Source organism: Rhizobium leguminosarum (assembly GCF_019798305.1).
In the GTDB taxonomy this organism is placed as follows: Bacteria; Pseudomonadota; Alphaproteobacteria; order Rhizobiales; family Rhizobiaceae; genus Rhizobium; species Rhizobium leguminosarum_U.
The window spans coordinates 221,095-238,338 of record NZ_JAAXDD010000015.1 but is presented as its reverse complement, the minus strand read 5'-3'; the positions used below and the strand labels follow the sequence as shown (position 1 = coordinate 238,338).

Annotated in this window: 15 protein-coding genes, 1 tRNA gene and 1 pseudogene; 11 read left to right on the top strand and 6 right to left on the bottom strand. The window is 59.5% G+C overall.

What is annotated here, in order from left to right; genetic code table 11:
- Positions 1-191 (top strand): annotated as a pseudogene (locus HFO99_RS25990) (IS110 family transposase); the annotation flags it as partial.
- 142 nt (positions 192-333) lie between these two features.
- Here the strand turns inward: HFO99_RS25990 and HFO99_RS25985 are convergent.
- A complete protein-coding gene (locus HFO99_RS25985) occupies positions 334-531 on the bottom strand; it encodes a hypothetical protein (protein WP_222364468.1) in 198 nt (65 codons plus the stop codon).
- A 124-nt stretch (positions 532-655) separates the two neighbouring features.
- Between HFO99_RS25985 and HFO99_RS25980 the strand changes: the two genes are divergently transcribed.
- Complete coding sequence (locus tag HFO99_RS25980) at positions 656-901, top strand: hypothetical protein (protein ID WP_003546063.1); 246 nt, start codon at positions 656-658, stop codon at positions 899-901.
- A gap of 15 nt (positions 902-916) precedes the next feature.
- Here HFO99_RS25980 and HFO99_RS25975 read toward each other — a convergent pair whose 3' ends face one another.
- The gene (locus HFO99_RS25975; RefSeq protein ID WP_222364466.1) at positions 917-1,309 is read right to left on the bottom strand and encodes a hypothetical protein; all 393 of its coding nucleotides are present in this window, start codon (positions 1,307-1,309) and stop codon (positions 917-919) included.
- A gap of 340 nt (positions 1,310-1,649) precedes the next feature.
- On the opposite strand from HFO99_RS25975, the gene HFO99_RS25970 reads away from it, so the two are divergent.
- Positions 1,650-2,561, top strand: coding sequence for a DUF1499 domain-containing protein (locus HFO99_RS25970; RefSeq protein ID WP_020048839.1), 912 nt, complete (start codon positions 1,650-1,652; stop codon positions 2,559-2,561).
- Between the two features lie 829 nt (positions 2,562-3,390).
- On the opposite strand, the gene HFO99_RS25965 is transcribed toward HFO99_RS25970, so the two are convergent.
- The 3 genes from HFO99_RS25965 to HFO99_RS25955 are packed head-to-tail and all read right to left on the bottom strand — an operon-like array spanning position 3,391 to position 6,491.
- Complete coding sequence (locus HFO99_RS25965) at positions 3,391-5,112, bottom strand: SDR family oxidoreductase (RefSeq protein ID WP_222364464.1); 1,722 nt, start codon at positions 5,110-5,112, stop codon at positions 3,391-3,393.
- On the bottom strand, positions 5,109-5,558 hold the full coding sequence (locus HFO99_RS25960; protein ID WP_222364494.1) for a thiol-disulfide oxidoreductase DCC family protein: 450 nt from the start codon (positions 5,556-5,558) through the stop codon (positions 5,109-5,111). Before HFO99_RS25960 ends, HFO99_RS25965 begins: the two co-directional genes overlap by 4 nt.
- A 24-nt stretch (positions 5,559-5,582) precedes the next feature.
- The gene (locus tag HFO99_RS25955) at positions 5,583-6,491 is read right to left on the bottom strand and encodes an MBL fold metallo-hydrolase (protein WP_222364462.1); all 909 of its coding nucleotides are present in this window, start codon (positions 6,489-6,491) and stop codon (positions 5,583-5,585) included.
- A gap of 162 nt (positions 6,492-6,653) precedes the next feature.
- Here HFO99_RS25955 and HFO99_RS25950 point away from each other — a divergent pair.
- The 8 genes from HFO99_RS25950 (at position 6,654) to HFO99_RS25915 (ending at position 15,807) form a co-directional block, all read left to right on the top strand.
- A tRNA-Gln gene (locus HFO99_RS25950) sits at positions 6,654-6,727 on the top strand.
- A 238-nt stretch (positions 6,728-6,965) separates the two neighbouring features.
- Positions 6,966-7,574, top strand: a complete 609-nt coding sequence (locus tag HFO99_RS25945; RefSeq protein ID WP_261323330.1) for a restriction endonuclease subunit S — start codon at positions 6,966-6,968, stop codon at positions 7,572-7,574.
- A 1-nt stretch (position 7,575) separates the two neighbouring features.
- Positions 7,576-9,093, top strand: a complete 1,518-nt coding sequence (locus HFO99_RS25940; protein WP_222364460.1) for a type I restriction-modification system subunit M — start codon at positions 7,576-7,578, stop codon at positions 9,091-9,093.
- A complete protein-coding gene (locus HFO99_RS25935; RefSeq protein WP_222364459.1) occupies positions 9,086-10,261 on the top strand; it encodes a restriction endonuclease subunit S in 1,176 nt (391 codons plus the stop codon). Before HFO99_RS25940 ends, HFO99_RS25935 begins: the two co-directional genes overlap by 8 nt.
- Positions 10,258-10,725 carry a hypothetical protein gene (locus HFO99_RS25930; protein WP_222364458.1) on the top strand — a complete coding sequence of 156 codons (468 nt, stop codon included), beginning with the start codon at positions 10,258-10,260 and terminating at the stop codon, positions 10,723-10,725. Before HFO99_RS25935 ends, HFO99_RS25930 begins: the two co-directional genes overlap by 4 nt.
- Positions 10,722-11,798 (top strand): serine/threonine-protein kinase, encoded by a 1,077-nt coding sequence (locus HFO99_RS25925; protein WP_222364456.1) that lies wholly within the window; start codon positions 10,722-10,724, stop codon positions 11,796-11,798. Before HFO99_RS25930 ends, HFO99_RS25925 begins: the two co-directional genes overlap by 4 nt.
- The gene (locus HFO99_RS25920) at positions 11,795-15,097 is read left to right on the top strand and encodes a type I restriction endonuclease subunit R (RefSeq protein WP_222364454.1); all 3,303 of its coding nucleotides are present in this window, start codon (positions 11,795-11,797) and stop codon (positions 15,095-15,097) included. The genes HFO99_RS25925 and HFO99_RS25920 overlap by 4 nt, the downstream gene beginning before the upstream one ends.
- Entirely contained in the window at positions 15,094-15,807 is a 714-nt protein-coding gene (locus tag HFO99_RS25915) for a M48 family metallopeptidase (protein ID WP_222364453.1), read from the top strand. The genes HFO99_RS25920 and HFO99_RS25915 overlap by 4 nt, the downstream gene beginning before the upstream one ends.
- Before the next feature lie 230 nt (positions 15,808-16,037).
- Here HFO99_RS25915 and HFO99_RS25910 read toward each other — a convergent pair whose 3' ends face one another.
- Complete coding sequence (locus HFO99_RS25910) at positions 16,038-16,835, bottom strand: SDR family NAD(P)-dependent oxidoreductase (protein ID WP_222364452.1); 798 nt, start codon at positions 16,833-16,835, stop codon at positions 16,038-16,040.
- Positions 16,836-17,244 lie beyond the last annotated feature (409 nt).

The window sequence follows — 17,244 nt, the reverse complement described above, 5'->3', positions numbered from 1 at the left end:
AGAGCCTGTTCATGTGCGCCTTCACGGCAACCCGGCACAATCCGGATCTGGCCTCCTTCTATGCGCGCTTGCGCAGCAACGGGAAGCAACACCTGTGCGCCGTCATAGCCGTCGCCCGAAAACTCATCATTCTCGCCAACGCCATCCTCATCCGAAAGACCGAATGGACGCCACAGTACCGGCAAAATTGAAACATGGTTGCTCCCCGCTCGCGGGGCGAAGGGGATATGCCGCGACCTCTCGCTTCTCCACCAACCTCTCGTAGGGCACGTCCCCTCTCCCCGTCAGAACGGGGAGAGGGCTAGGGTGAGGGGCAGCCACTGGCGCTCGACCTCACGCCGCCCCAGCCGGATCCCCAATCGGCAATAACGCCGGATCAAGCGGCGGATCTTGCGGATTCTTCGTGTCGCCCGGGTCCTGTGCCGGCGTCAGCGGCGGTTTTTCCTGGATGCGGTCGGGAATGCCGGGCGTCGGCGTCGGGCCGCGCGGGGTATCGGCATTGGGTGTCGGGATCGGGTCTTTGTTGGGCATGAGTGCCTCCTTTTCGAAAAAGGAACGGCAGGCTTGGCACTTGGTTCCACTTTTGCCGGCCTACCTTTCTATGCATCAGGGCCATTCCTATGTATGAGGAAAGCTTGCAAACCTTGGAACGAGCATGGCCCTTCGCGATCGATTTTCGAAAAAACTGAACTGTCCGCAATGCGGCAATGAGGGCTTTGCCGAGGCCTCGGAAGTCGATGATCCCAAGCGCAAGCATCCGGATTTCAAGGTCGATCAGCTGCCGCGCGGCTTCGGCGTGCAGCGGCCTTCCAACCACCAAGAAAATTTCGTCATCAAATGCGAATGCGGACGCAAGTTCCCCTTCCGCAGCGTCGCGGAAGCCGCGGCCGAGCGGCGCTGACATCTTGATCTAGAACTAGATTCTCTCCAGCACTTCGATGAAGGCATCGGCGAAACGCACCAGCGGCGCGGTCTCTTCATCGGGCGCCTGCATGCGGATTTCCGTGCCGTTGCCGTCGAGCAGCGCCAGCACGACGCGCATCTCCCGGCCATCACCTGGAATGCGCAGCACGGCAATGCGCCGGCAATCCTCGACGAGGCCGCCGGCCGGAAGGTCGAACAACAATTCGCCACCGGAGCGTGCCGCGGCCTGGCGCACCGCCGCGCAGAAGTCGGTATCGCCGCCGGCATAACTTTCGAGCGAAAGTTCGAGCTCGAGCAGTTCCATCGGCAGCATCGTTTCGGACTGGTGGTCGACCCCGCCAAGCGCGGACGCCTGCGGCCTTGCTGCAATCTCGGGTGAAATCATCCCGTCTCTCCTCTGCATCTGGAGATGAAAACCGCGGCAGAATGGCCTTTTTTTGACATATCAGCAAGGGCTTATGAAGTGGCCGCCGTTTCACCATGGCCTTCGCCGTGGATTCCAACGCAATGCGTCAGACAATCGTTTCAATTTAGCCGAATCTTGCCCCAGATCCGGATGATTTTAGGCTGGGCCGGCCTAAAATCTGAATCCGGATCTAAATCAAAGAATAGAGCATGATGTCGTCCGAAAACCGCTTCACACTTTTCGGCATCATGCTCTAAACAGGGTTGAGGCGATTTGCGTGGTCGAACGCGCGGGCGCTGACGAGCAACCGGTAAGTTTGATGGCCATCCGCTATGACCGCCCCGTTTCCAGCGCCGCCCGCTTTTCGCGGCTGCTGGGGGCGTTTTCACTGGTGTTGGCGCTGGCTGTGATGATCGCCCATCGCTTCGGCGGCCTGGCCACACCTTATCTGGTGCTGCTGCTGATTGCCGCCGCCGGCGGCGCGCTTCTCGCTGTCATGCTCGCCGCACTCGGGCTGCGCAGCCTCTGGATGACGGGGGCCGAAGGCGGGCTGGCGGCGCTGGCGGCGCTGATCTATGCCGCCTTTCCGCTGGGCCTCGGCGCCTATGCCACCGAGCGCTACATGACGCTGCCTGATATCTATGACGTTTCCACCGATCCGGTCTCCGCACCCGACTGGCTTTCGCAGCCGTATTTCAACCAGATCTGGCTGAAGCGCAAGGTTGAGGTGACGCCGGAGGATCGCGAAAAGCAGCTCGCCGCCTATCCCGAACTCACCGGCCGGCGCTATGAAGGCGCGCTCGACCGCGTGCTCGAAGCGGTGCGCAAGGTCGCCAAGATGAGCGGCATGACCATCACCAGGAGCAGTGGCGACACCGAGCCCGGCCGCGATCCCGAGGACAGACCGGTCAAGCCGCCGGAGGCGAGCGACGATGCCGTGGCCGATGCGCCCGATATCATCCCCGTGCCGACGCCGCGCCCCTATGACGACGACGTCGCCAAACTGATCCGCGGCGTCAACGGCGTGACGCTGCAGGGCACCACCCGCACGCTGATCCTCGGCCTGCGCTTCGATTTCATCATCCGGCTGCGCGAAGAGGCCGAAACCACCTTCGTCGACATCCGCGTCGCCTCCCGCTACGGCCAACACGACCTCGGCTTCAGCGCCGAAATCGCCGGCGATTATCTGAAGGCGCTGGATGCTGAGCTGTTGGGAATTGCGGGTGGGTGAGCCGCGGTGCCGCCGAAGGCGGCAGCAATCGATCCAGTGAATCGATTGCAGCGGCGAACGCCCTGAGCCCAAGCGAAGGGCCAGGATAGGGTGCGGCAGATTTGACAACCTTGTACCGTCTCGATTCCCTCTTCTCCCCAGCGGGGAGAAGGTGCCCGTAGGGCGGATGAGGGGGCCGGCGAAGCCGGTCTTTCCTTACAACGTTCATGCGGGATTCTACCACACTCGCGTCGGCATGGCGGGATAGTTAAAATGAGAAGGCGTGCCGTGTGGCCCCCTCATCCGACCCTTCGGGCCACCTTCTCCCCGCTGGGGAGAAGAGGACATGCCCGCCCTCACTCCACTAAACCCGTATGCTGCACCATCGCCCCGTAAGCCCCCCTCTGCCCTGCCGGGCCCAGGGTCGAGCCACGGGTCTCGACCCGTCCTTCGGACCCCCCACAGGTGGGGAGATTGGCTGGGCGCACCGGCTTCCCCAAACAACTGGTGTCACAGCAGGGCGAAACGGTAGACGGGCACGAAGTTCAAGCCACTTGTGATCTCCCCACCTGTGGGGGAGATGCCCGGCAGGGCAGAGGGGGGTATCACGGCACGCCGACCCGCCCCTCATCCGCCTGCCGGCACCTTTGCCTGGGTCGAGCCACGGGTCTCGACCCGTCCTTCGGACCCCCGCCGCGGGGCGAAGGGGAATCGCCGCAACCGCTCCGTTCCTCGTTACCTCTCGCAGGGCACGTCCCCTCTCCCCGTTTTTACGGGGAGAGGGTTAGGGTGAGGGGCAGCTATCCGCGCAAACCGAACGGCGCATTTGCCACCCGCGCGAAGGGCAGCCTCACTCCACCACCAACCACCCCGTATACCGCACCACCAACCCCGTCAGCCGCCCACCGATCTCCACGTGGAAGTGGAACCGCCCATCGCGCTCCTCCTCATAAGTATCCCCGCCAGGCGCCAGAAACAGCGGCAGCGGAATGCCGCAAAACCGCCAGCCGCGCACGACGAGCCGCAGCTTCTGCCCCTCCGGCACCAGCGCCAAAAGCACCCGGAACGGCCCGAAGACCTCGGCGAGCAGATGCCGGCCGCGGCCCTTTGCCTCGACCTGCCAGCTGCGGAAGATCGTGCCGCCGAAATCGCGTGTCCAGATCTCCTTGTCGCCATCGGCGGCGAAGCGCACGGTGACCGGCACATCCTCGCCCGCGGGGGGAAAGCCGATCACCCGAGCGACGATCCTCGCCAGCAGCCCGCCGCCGCGCTCGATCCGCGCCCGGCCGGAGGCGACGCGCGCGCCGCCGGCATGCAGGGCGGCGAGAGCGGGCGGCAGCCGCTCCCAGGCGCTGCCGAGGATCCTCTGGTAGAGCGGCTGGCGTGCCTCCTCGTTTTCCATCGTGATGCCTGTTGTGATCGAAAACCGCCGGAAGGCCGCTTCGAAATCCGCAAGCTGCAATTCGCCGGCCGCCGGCCGCGCGCCATTCTCCGGCCGCACGCTGGTCAGCAGCCGGCGCACCAGCGCGTCGACGCCGATGACCGGAATGAACGGCCCGTCATCACCTTCGGCAATCAGATGCCAGCCGGCTGTCAGTCTTTGTCCCGCGTGATCGACGCCGCCGACGCGGACGAACATGCCGCCGCGATGTTCGCCCACCGCGAAAGCGTGGCTGGCCCGCTGCAGCAGCCGCGCAAACGGAAGCAGCGTCGGCAGCAGCCGGAGGCGGACGAGCCTTGCCGAGAAGCTGAGCAAGCGCTGCAGCGGCTGCGGCTCCGTGCCGACTCCGGTGAAGCTGGATTTGAGATCGGCAAAACGCGCCGGCAGCAGCTTGAGATCCGGCGCATCCACCAGCAGGAATTTTCGGCTGCGCAGCGGCTTGACCCCCGGCGGCGCCACCGTCATCCGCATCGCATCGATCAGCCCGCGCCCGGAGGCCGGCTGTCCATCGCGCAGCACCGGAACCTTCTTGCCGGCATAGCTTGATATCGCCCTGACGACATTGAGCCCGATCTTGACATGCGGCGAGGGGGCAATGCCCGCCGCGACACATTCGATCCGGGAAAAATGCGGCGCCATCGCCTCGAGTGCGGCGAAGGAAAGCGCAGGCAGGCTGCTCAGCCCCGAGAGCGCGAAGGTGCCCTTGGCCTTGGCCGCCGCATCCAGCCCACCGATGCCGGCGACGAAGCCGGTGCTGTCGGCGATATCGGCATAATCGATGCCGAGATCGATGCAGGCCTCGGCGACCTTATAGGCATGCTTGCCGAAGCTTTGGAACGGCCCCGAGGCATCGACGACCAGATCGGGCCTCATCCGCGTCAGCTGTTCGGCGAGATCGCCATCGCGATCGAAGGCTACCGCCTGCACCATCGCGCCGAGATTGTTGCTGCCCAGGCCCTCGGCGCCATCTTTCGGCGTCCGGAGATCGGCAACGAAATCGTCGGCCTTTTCAAGCGAGCGCCCGGCAACCAGCAGCCTGAGCCGCGGCTCATCGCCAAGCAGCCGGGCCAGCCGCCCGCCGAAGGTGCCGTAACCGCCGATGATGAGTAGGCAAAATCGCTCGCCGCTCATGCGATGAACCGGCTGCGTTGCTGCGGCGTCGGCACCATGCAGCTTTGCCGGCCGGCGATCTTCAGCCGGTTGCGGGCGATGAATTCATAGAGCGCATCGGCCGCCCGCCGCGGCAGCAGCCGGAAAATCTTCACCAGCGAGAAGGGAAAGCCGAGGCCCGCCACCATGCGGATCGAGCCGTCGGACTTGAAGAAGGCGCGGCCCTCTTCGATGAGGATATTGGTCTCGTAGTCGCGCGCATGCAGCCCGTAATGCCGGTAGAGTGCTTGGCCGAGCGGCGTCTGCGCTGCGAGGAAGCGGTATCGCTGCTGCTTGTCATGTTTCAGCGCGAACTTCACCCAGCCGGAGCAGAACACGCATTCGCCATCGAAAACAACAAGCGGCCGGTCATCGGCAAAATCAGGCACATCAGGATCTTCGCGATAGCTGTATTCGTCGCGCCCCATGCTCATCTCTCCCCCTCATCTCCCTTACGCCGGCCGGTAGCTGGCGGCAAGCGAAGGCGGCCCATCCGCCGCAATCATACCGCGCTCCATCAGATCCTCGATATGGGCGAGAACGGAAAGCGCGGCCGCCCCATGCAGCTTCGGATCGGTATCGCGATAGATCGCCTTCACCATCTCGGCGATGCCACGATCGCCGGCGCGGATGCGCGCCAGCACCGCTTGCTCGCGCTTCAGCCGATGCGCCTTCAGCGCCCGGAGGAAAGTTGCCGGCTCAGTCACCGGCCCGCCATGACCGGGCAGCAGCAGCCGGTCGTCGCGTTCGATCAGCCGGTCGAGCGAGGCCATGTAATCCGCCATCGAGCCATCCGGCGGCGCGACGATCGAGGTCGACCAGGCCATGACGTGATCGCCGGAGAAGAGGATGTCGCGGCCTTCGAGCGCGAAGGCGGCATGATTGGCCGTGTGCCCCGGCGTCAGCACCGCGCTCAGCGACCAGCCATCGCCCGAGATCGTCTCGCCATCGCTGATCGCGATATCCGGCACGAAGGACAGATCCGAGCTTTCGGAGAAGGGATTGATCTCGCCGGCCCTCAGCGGCCGCGCCGGCCGGTGCGGCCCTTGCCCCACCGTCACCGCCCCCGTTGCCGCCTGCAGCCGCCTGGAAAGCGGCGAGTGGTCGCGATGCGTGTGGCTGACGAAGATATGCGTCACCGCGCGCCCGCCAAGCGCTGCCATCAGCGCCTGATAATGCGCCTCGTCCTCCGGCCCGGGATCGATCACCGCGACCGAGGCGGCGCCGACGATATAGCTGTTGGTGCCGAAAAAGGTGAAAGGCCCGGGGTTGTTCACTGTAACCCGCTCGACACCCGAAACAACCGGCACGGCCTGCCCATAGGCCGGCTCGAAAGCGAGGTCGAATGCGGGACTGTCCATGAAGGAATGATCTCGGGCCGATGACGTCGCCACTTCCTAGCACGCCGGCGGGTACTGTGCAGTGCATAAATCTGCGCCGGGTTAAACTTAGTCATTGTGACAGGCGAAGAGCTTTGCTAATCAGGCGTCGATTTGAGCAGGCGGTTTCCGCTCAAGCTCTGGTGGGGCGTCGCCAAGCGGTAAGGCAACGGTTTTTGGTACCGTCATCCCTGGTTCGAATCCAGGCGCCCCAGCCACGATTTTATTTCCGCGCAGCAAAGAAACGGTTCAGCATCGCAGCATTCGGCGCGTCTTCAATCGCAGCTCCGTCCGTTGGGGGCGGCGGCTCTACCAGCCGCGCCATACCGACTTCTGTGTGCATTCAGAGTGTCTACTTTTCTGACCGTAATTGCTGTATCTCCAATACAGATAAAATTTAAAACTTGACGAGCAGTCAAGGCTGACTTACGATTTTGTGCTGTAGCAACGATACAGATGGAAATCATGAAAATCTGCCTTTCTGATGTCTGCGACGTGCGTTCGGGCTTCACTGCGAGAGGGCGGCTTGAAGAGGAGGCTGATGGCGTGCCGGTGCTTCAGTTGCGGGACGTGACAGACTCGGCAGCGATCGACCCGTCGCTGCTTATGAGGTCGAAATTCCGGGGCTCAGTTGAGCGATATTTGGCCGGCGCGGGTGACGTGGTGTTCCGCTCAAGGGGCGAGCGAAACATAGCAGCTCGTCTCGACAGTCGTTTCGTCGAGCCGGCAGTAGCGGTTTTGCCAATCTTGATTCTTCGGCCCAAGGTGCGGATTCTGCCCGAATATCTGGTGTGGGCGATAAATCAGCCCGAGGCGCAGCGCCACTTCGACGCGGATGCGAGGGGCGCGACGATCCGGATGATCCCCAAGGCGAGCATCGAGTCGCTCGAATTAGAAGTCCCGGATGTTGCGACCCAGAAGATGGTGGTGGAGATCGATACGCTCTCGCGCCGGGAGGCCGAGCTTACTATGGAGCTGATAGACAAGCGCCGTCGACTCGTCGCGCAATGCATACAGTCACGAATCAGGAATGCGCCCGATAACGGCAAGCAGGGAAGGAAATGACATGGCGGATCAGATAACTCAGCAGCAGGTCAATCAGACGGCGTGGGCCGCGTGCGATACATTCCGGGGTGTCGTCGATGCCGGCCAATACAAGGATTACATCCTCGTGATGCTATTCCTGAAGTACATCTCGGACCTGTGGAATGACCATGTCGCGACCTACAGGAAGCAGTTCGGCGGCGACGAGGACCGCATCCGTCGACGGCTGGAGCGGGAACGCTTCATTCTGCCGGAAGGTGCGAGCTTCTATGATCTCTACGATAGGCGCAATGAAGCGAATATCGGCGAATTGATCAACGTCGCGCTCGAGGCGATCGAGGACAAGAACCGCACCAAGCTTGAGGGCGTGTTCCGGAATATCGATTTCAATTCTGAAGCCAATCTCGGCAAGGTGAAGGATCGCAATCGCCGCCTCAAGCATCTGCTCGAGGACTTTGCTAAGCCGGCCATGGACCTTCGCCCTTCGCGGGTGACCGAGGACATAATCGGCGAGTGCTACATCTACCTCATTTCGCGCTTCGCTTCGGACGCGGGCAAGAAAGCAGGGGAATTCTACACGCCGACTCCCGTGTCACGGCTGCTGGCTAAGCTCGCTGCGCCCAAACCGGGCGACACAATCTGCGATCCTGCCTGTGGTTCTGGTTCGTTGCTCGTCCAGGCAGCTCAGGAAGTCGGCTCCGACAACTATGCTCTCTTCGGCCAGGAATCGAACGGCGCGACCTGGGCGCTGGCGCGGATGAACATGTTCCTGCATTCGAAGGATGCCGCCCGTATCGAGTGGTGTGACACGCTGAATAGTCCCGCCTTGATCGAGGGTGATCATCTCATGCGCTTCGACGTGGTCGTCGCCAATCCGCCCTTCTCGCTGGACAAGTGGGGCGCGGAACATGTGGGCTCCGACCAGTACAAGCGGTTCTGGCGCGGCATCCCGCCGAAGTCGAAAGGGGATTATGCCTTCATCACCCATATGATCGAAGTCGCTAAGCGACAGAGCGGTCGCGTGGCCGTCATAGTGCCGCATGGCGTTCTCTTCCGTGGTGGCGCGGAAGGGGCAATCCGCCGGGCACTGATTGAGGAAAATCTCCTCGATGCCGTCGTCGGCTTGCCGGCCAACCTTTTCACTAGCACCGGCATTCCTGTGGCGATCCTCATCTTCGATCGCTCCCGCGAGCAGGGAGGCGAAAACGAAGCTCGCAAAAATCTTCTCTTCATCGACGCCAGCGGAGAATTCACACAAAGCAAGACGCAGAATGTGATGGGCGACAATCACATTGCCAAGGTGCTGGAGACCTATCGCGACCGCGTGGAAATCGCGAAATTCTCTCATAGCGCGACCTTTGAAGAGATAGCCGGAAACGACTTCAACCTCAACATCCCGCGCTATGTCGATACTTTTGAAACCGAGGAAGAAGTTGATATCGCTGCGCTGCAGAAGAACATCGCGCGGATTGAGGACGAGTTGTCGGTTGTTCGCACGAAGATGGTCAACTATCTGAAGGAGCTTGGTATCGATGCATGATGGTTGGTTGGTGGAACCATTAGGCGGATTGGTACGAATCGCTTCTGGCCAGGTTGATCCCAAGGTTGAGGGCATTGGAGAACTGCTAAGCGTCGGTCCCGAGAACTTGTTCTCGGGCGGCGGATTGAACCGCGGCAACCTCTTGTCAGCACGTGAGCAGGGCCACATTTCGGGAAAATATGCGTTTGACAGTCACGCGATTCTTTATTCGAAGATTCGCCCAAATCTGAACAAGGTGGCGCTGCCAGATTTTGATGGAATTTGCAGCGCGGATATGTACCCGCTTTGGATCGCAGATGAGACGAAGGCCGACAGGCAGTACCTTTTTTATGTATTAACATCCGACAAGTTTGTTGCCGAAGCAACTTCTCGTTCTTTTCGAACTGGTCTGCCAAAGATCAACCGAACCGATCTCGAAAGCATCGAGATTGTCGTACCTCCCATCGAGGAACAGCGTAAAATCTCTGAAATTGTCCGAACGTGGGACGAAGCGATTCAGAATTATCAGACGTTAGTGAGCTGTTACGAGCGTGAATATTTGGCACTTAGAAATCGGCTAGTGAGATGGGAAGGTATTGAGCGCCAACGATTGAAGAGCGTTATTAGAACGGTTTCTCGACCTGTGCCGCGGCCGAGTAATGCCTATCGTGCGCTAAGTGTGCGTAGCCACGGAAAAGGTGCCTATATCCGAACGGTAGGTGATCCTGAGAGCGTCGATATGGACACGCTCTATGTCACGAAAGCTGGCGACCTTATTGTCAACATTACTTTCGCGTGGGAAGGCGCCATTGCACTGGTGCGTGACGAAATGGACGGTTGCCTTGTCTCACATCGCTTTCCGACATTTGTGCCCGACCAAAGCAAAATCAATCCAAGCTTTCTACGGCATGTCGTGAGGATGCCGCGTTTCACAAATTTTCTGAAGTTGGTGTCGCCAGGAGGAGCGGGGAGGAACCGAGTTCTAAACAAGAAGGACTTTCTGGAGCTCGAAATACCTTACCTATCGCTGTCTCGGCAAGAACAGATCGCGGAAATTTTGGACACGGCTGAATTATCGGTCCTGACAGCAAGTTCTCTTAAATCCGACATACAGGCGCAAAAGCGCGGTTTGATGCAGAAGTTATTGACTGGTGAGTGGCGCGTGAACGTGGAGGAGCATCAGAAATGAAAATACTTGGATTCCGCGGTGATCCTAAAGCACCACGATATGCCATCGTGTCTGAGATCGGAGGTGTCTACACACTCGAAAACTCTTCCGGAGACACGAAGCTTTCGGCTCCCGCTTCGATAACCGAGGATGCGGATGCCGAGCGCTTAGAATGGCTGTATCGGGAAATTCATCGAATTTTTGATGACCACCCCGATGTCGCTAAGGTGATGATCAAGGGGAATGAATTTACCCAGCAGGACACCAAGGCAAAACGGCGCTCGTTTTACAATGACGGCGCTGTGATGTTGGCCTGCGCCCATCGGGGCATTCCGGTAGAGATTAAAGTCTATGCATCCATAGGCACCGCAAAGGCCAAAAGTAAAGAGCTGGGTGAAGCCCGTGTTGGGAGAACTGCTAAGTATTGGGACGAGAAGATGGCCGATGCAGTTAACGCGGCTTGGTGGGGGCTGCGGCACCCATGAATCAGCTTGTACCAGTCCTTCTTGTTCCCAATATGCAGCTTTATAAGTATCAACTTATTAATCGGATCGGCCAAGGTTCATTTGGTGAGGTCTGGTCGGCTATCGATTTGGCTTTGCAGAGAGAGTTTGCGGTCAAGTTTCTGAAGCCCGGCGTTTCAGTCGATGAACGTCTGCGTGAGGGCCAGATCGGAAATCTCCTTTCGCACAATAATCTTGTCCGGGTGCATCAGGCCGACGTCGTGAATGTTGGAGGAGCAGACGTAGTCGCCCTGGCAATGGATTATCTGCCGGATGGATCGGTTGAGACCTTGGCCAACCCAGCTGGTTACGTTCCGTTACCTCTCGTCTTGCGTATCGCAAGGGACATCCTTCAAGGTCTCGATTATTTGCACGCCCGCAATTTCTATCACAATGACATCAAGCCGGGAAACATCCTCCTCGGGCCGCAACAACAGGCAATGCTTTCGGACTACGGCATCACCGGTGTATCGTCGGACGGCAATCCCGTTGCAGCACCCAACTCGTACCTTCTTCATTGTGCGCCAGAGGTCCGCGCCACCGGAAATGTTGGCGTGAGTTCCGACATATTTCAGGCAGGTATGACCTTGGCTAGGATGCTTCTTGGTTTGAACCACTTGAGCGCAATTTGGGCGAGCGTCGGGAGGTCGCAATACGAGAACGACATGGACGCAGGAAAGCTGCTCAGCCAAAAGGATTTCCCAAACCATATTCCGGCCGCCGTTCGGCGCGTTATTTTGACAGCAGTCCATCCTGACCCCGCGCAGCGTTATTCCAGCTCCCTCGAAATGCGCAGGGCCATTGAGAAGCTGAATTTTCCGGGGTACTGGAGCGTTGACGCCTCCGGTCGTGAGTTTGGTGTTGATCACGCTCATCGATACACATTTGAGCTCCTTCCAGTTTCTGGTGCTCGCTTTGATTTTGTTTGCGTTCGAGAGAATATCGCTTCCGGAAGAACCCAGCGAATTGTGAGATTCTGTCAGAGAGGTCTGGCCGCAAAGCAAGCCGAGAAAGCCGTATCTGACTTCAAGTGTTTTGTGGTGACCGGACGATGACATTCAACGCTGCCGAGAAACACCAGTCTCAGCTACCGGCACTCCTACTTCTTGTGGGAATGGGCTTCAAGCCGATCTCCCAGGCGCAGGCACTGACACTTCGCGGCGCCAAGCTTCGGAACGTCGTTCTCGACGATATCCTCGCCGAGCAGCTTCTCCGCATCAACCGCTATGCATATCGCGGCAGAGATTATGCCTTCGACCTGGAAGACGCACATGAGGCCATGCGCCGGCTGAAGCCGACGCCGGACCGTCTGAAGGGGCTCAAAGTCACCAATCAGGAAATCTACGATACCCTTGTATTGGGGACGACGATTACCAAGATGATCGACGGTGATTCCAAGAGCTATTCATTCAGGTTTATTGACTGGCAGAACCCATCGAACAACATCTTTCATGTGACTGCGGAATTCGCCGTGGAGCGCACTGGCTCGACGGAAACCAAGCGCAGCGACATCGTCGCCTTCGTCAACGGAATTCCGTTCGTCGTCATTGAGAACAAGCGGCCCACCGAAAGCCTGACTAAGGCCGACAGCCAGCTGATCGGCTATCAGCAGGAAGACAAGGTTCCGCAGCTGTTTCATTTCGCCCAGTTGCTAATGGTCATGAACAGGCTGGACGCCCGCTACGCGACCGTCGGGACACCGCGGAAGTTCTGGCATGCCTGGCGCGACGAGGAGGTGGCTGAGGAGGACGTGACTGCCGCGATCGATACTGAGCGATTGAAGGGCGAGATCGACCAGATCGACGACATGCTGGTAGGGTTTAGCGAGACCGACGCCGTCGACAATGTCAACCGGCCACTCGGTTTCGCGGAGGAGCAGGCCATTTTCTCCGGCGACTTTGCCAGTGCGCGCGAATATTTCGCCGCCCTGCGTGAGGAAGGCGGACGTATCGTGACCGCGCAGGATCGCATGATTATGGCGCTTTGCCGGCCCGACCGGTTGCTCGATCTGGTCCGCCGCTTCACAGTATTCGACGGCGGTGTGCGCAAGATTGCGAGGCACCAGCAGTTCTTCGGTATTCGAAAGGCCGTGGGGCGGATCAAGGAGTATGACGTCACTGGTGCGCGCAAGGGCGGCGTGATCTGGCACACACAGGGTTCGGGTAAATCGCTAACCATGGTAATGCTTGGGCGGGCGCTCGCCCTTGACCCTGACATTTCAAATCCGCGGCTGATCATCGTCACCGACCGCGACGATCTCGACAAACAGATCAAGGACACGTTCAAATCCTGCGACATGGAGCCGAGGCGCGCGACGAGCGGTGCCGATCTGCTCCAGCTCATCCGCAACAGGACGCCCCTGATCACGACAATTATCAACAAGTTCGATACAGCACTCCGGAACGGCGACCATGCCGAGGAGGACGCCAATCTTTTTGTGTTGGTCGATGAGAGTCATCGCAGCCAGACCGGTAAGTTCGGCGGCCACGGCCAATTCGCGATAAAGATGCGTCGCCTGCTACCCAAGGCCTGCTACCTCGGCTTCACCGGCACTCCGCTCCTGAAGAAGGAAAAGAACACGCTTTCAACCTTCGGCGGGCTGATCCACAAATATGCGATCGACGAAGCCGTGGCCGACGGTGCAGTCGTGCCGCTGCTCTATGAAGGCCGGATGGTTGAGCAGAAGGTGAGTGGCGACGTTATCGACAAGTGGTTTGAGAAGATCAGTGTCGGCCTCACGGATCAGCAGAAGGCCGACCTGAAGCGGAAGTTCTCCAGGCCCGACGCGCTGAGTAAGACCACGCAGTCGGTTCGCGCCAAGGCCTTTGATATCTCCGAGCACTATCGCCAGCACTGGCAAGGCACCGGGTTCAAGGCGCAACTGGTTGCCCCCTCGAAGGCGTCCGCCATCCGCTTCAAAGAGGTACTGGACGAGATCGGGCACGTTTCGAGCGCCGTCATCATCTCGCCCCCCGATGACAACGAGGACAATGAGGACGTCGATCGGGAATCAAAGGACCTCGTTCGCGTCTTCTGGGACAGGATGATGGCGCATTATAAGACCGAAGACGAGTATAGCCGCCAACTGATCGATGACTTTAAGGGAACCGGCGATCCGGAAATCCTGATCGTTGTATCGAAGCTGCTCACAGGATTCGACGCACCGAGGAACACCGTGCTCTATATTTGCAAGCCGCTGAAGGAGCATAACCTTCTGCAGGCGATCGCTCGTGTCAATCGCCTGTTCGAGACCGAGGATGGCGGAGAAAAGGAGTTCGGCGTCATCATTGACTACGAGGGGTTGCTCGGCGAGTTGGACGCAGCGCTGACGACCTATAGCGCTTTCGAGGGATATGAGGGTTCGGACCTCGGCGAGACCGTTCACGACGTGCGCGAGGAAATCAGGCGTCTGCCGCAGTTGCATGACCAACTATGGGACCTCTTCAAGCCGGTCAAAAACAAGAAGGACATGGAGCAGTTCGAGCAGTTGCTCGCGGACGAAGCCCTGCGACATGAGTTCTATGAACGGCTAAAGGCCTTCAGCCGCTGCCTCCATATATCGATGTCGTCCGACAAGCTGCTCGATGTTTTCGATGAAAGGAAGATTGATCAGTTCAAACGCGATTGGAAGCAGTTTGCGGAACTGAAGCGCGCTGTCCAAATTCGTTATCAGGAGATCGTAGACGTCAAGGAATTCGAGCCGAAGATTCGTAGACTTCTTGACGATCATGTCGTTGCCCTGCCAGCGGAAACGGTCATCGATCTCATCAATATCAACGATCCGGAAGCGTTGAATGCGGCAATCGAGGACTCCGGTGTCACCGCAGCATCGAAGGCCGATCGCATTGCGAGCGCCACCCGTCGTGCCATAACCGAAAACATGGACCAGGACCCGACCTTCTATCAGACCTTCTCCGAGCTTCTCGAGCGGACAATCAGCGATTACCGCGCCAAACGACTTTCCGAACGTGAGTACCTGAGGGCGGTCGCCGACCTGGCATCAAAGCTCGCTTCTAAGGATCGCGGGATGAATGTTCCCGAGGCGATCAAGGGTAACGACCATGGTATTGCCTTCTTCGGCATTCTGAAAGGAAAGCTGGCGAAGCCAGATGGCGAGTTGGTCAATGATGACGAGGTGGCACACATTGTCCTCAAGATTATTGATGTCCTTATGGCACACCACATCGTTGGCGTCTGGAGCAATGCAGTTGCTCAAAACAATATGCGGAATGCGATCGACGACTACTTTTTCGACGAGCTTCGCGACACGAAGGGGATCGATCTGCCAGTCGAGGCCTTGGACGACTTGGAGCAGCGGATCATGGACCTTGCTCGCGCGAGATTTCCAGGATGACCTCCGTTCATTCGGTAACCTATGGGATTCGCTTGCTCGAATTCACGGTTCGTCGACGCGAGCGCAAGACGCTAGAGATCGCGGTCGAGCCTGATGCGTCTGTGGTCGTCACTGCACCCATAGGCGCGACGGTTGAGGCGATCGAAGCGAAAGTCCACAAGCGCGCCGCTTGGATACTGAAGCAACAACGATATTTCAGCCAGTTCCTGCCCCGAACGCTGGAGAAGAGGTTCGTCTCAGGCGAGACGCATCTTTACCTTGGCCGGCAGTACCGTCTCCGCGTTTCGAGCGGCCTAAAAGACCAGGTGAGCCTAAAGCGGGGGTTCATTGAAGTCTCTTCCACGAGACCAAACAATCGCGATTTCACGAAAGGCCTTATTGATGCATGGTATCTTCACCGAGCGCACGTCAAGTATAGGGAAAGGCTGGAAGCCTCGCTCGAACGTTTTGCTGTTCCCGAGAACTTTCGGCCAACCGGTCTGATCATCCGTCAGCTGGAAATGCGCTGGGGATCGATGTCTCCAGCGAAACGCTTAATGCTCAACAAGCGTCTCATCCACGCTCCAGTCGACGCGATCGATTACGTAATAACCCATGAGTTGTGCCACATCCCCGAACCGAACCATGGGGCGGCTTTCTACGCGCTTTTGGACCGTGTGATGCCAGATTGGTCAAAGCGGAAGGATAGGCTCGAAGAAATTATGGCCTAAGGCGGAAATATCTCCACGGCAGCCCTCGGTTTCATTGCTTTCTGCTAAAGTGAATTGACTCTCAAAAAGCAGCGATCCCGGATTTCAAGACTCTTCCAATAACCGTCTTTTTTGGTAGACAAATATCGCTGCTGCGAATTGTCCGCGAATAGCCGAAGCCCGACGCCGGCTGCGTGATTGGTCAAAGAAAGCCTGCCGGCAAACATCGAGCGGGCACGCGGCAACGCCCGCTAACCCGGTCTTGCGCCTGACCGGCACTCCGCAAACAGACGGATGCCCGTCAGTCCGGCAAGCTCCTCCACCAGCGCATCCTGAAACCCAGGATCGGCAACATCCCGCGAAGCCTCCCGCTGCTGCCGATGATACCAATACCCACCGCTGACCTTCGCAGCTTCGGCATCGCTTGCCGCAAGCCACGTCTGGGTGAGGTGCCCCATCTCCAGGTCATCGAGCGCGCCGGCGCCGCCCATCTTTGTCGGCACCCAGCCGGGATCCACCGCGTTGCTCAGAACATCCGGCCAATGGCGGGCGATGGCGGCGGCGAGGGTGGCGATGTAGAGCTTGCTTTCCGAATAGGCCTGGCTTGCGCTCCACGGCCGCTTCTTCCAGTCGATATCGTCAAGGGCGCTGCTGCCACTGCGGTGCATGCCGCTGCTGAGATAGACCAGGCGATCGGGACGGGCGATCCAGGCGGTGAGCAGATAGGGGGCAAGCACATTCACCGCCAGCGTCTTGGCGTGGCCTTCCGGCGTTTCGCCCCGGCTCCGCTCGAGATAGATGCCGGCATTGTGGATGACGGCGTCCATGCGGCCGATGGTGTTGACCTGAAGGGCGATCGATCGCGTTTCGACGGCGCTGCCGAGATCGCCGATGACGATGCCGAGCGCTGCAGCCGAGATCTCGGAGATATCGGAGCCGCGCCCGCTGGAGCGGGCATGCAGCACGACCTCGTGGCCTTCCTTCATGAGAGTGCGGGCGGCGGCGAGCCCGAGGCCATCGGTGGAACCGGTGATGAAGATGCGGCTCATGGGGGCTCCTTTCGCGGGCGTGCGGATTGGGCAGTCAAGCAGCTTTTGGCTGGTTGCTCAATGCGGGAGTTGGGGTGTGGGTTCCCCCGCCCGCTCCGTTATCTCAGGACTGTGATCCAAGGCTGTCTCGTTTGTGCGGATGCCTGCCCCTCACCCTAGCCTACCGGGGTCGAGCCCCTCGTCTCGACCCGTCCTGCGGACCCCCGTAAAAACGGGGAGAGGGGACGTGCCATCCGAGAGGCTGGCGAGGAACGGAGACGTCGCGGCATATCCCCTTCGCCCCGTTTACGGGGGTCCGAAGGACGGGGCGAGACGAGTGGCTCGACCCTGGCAGTGGCGGCAGCCGGATGAGGGGAATTTGGGTTGCGATTTCAGGGGCTTGACGCGAGGATCCACGCCGCACCCATCA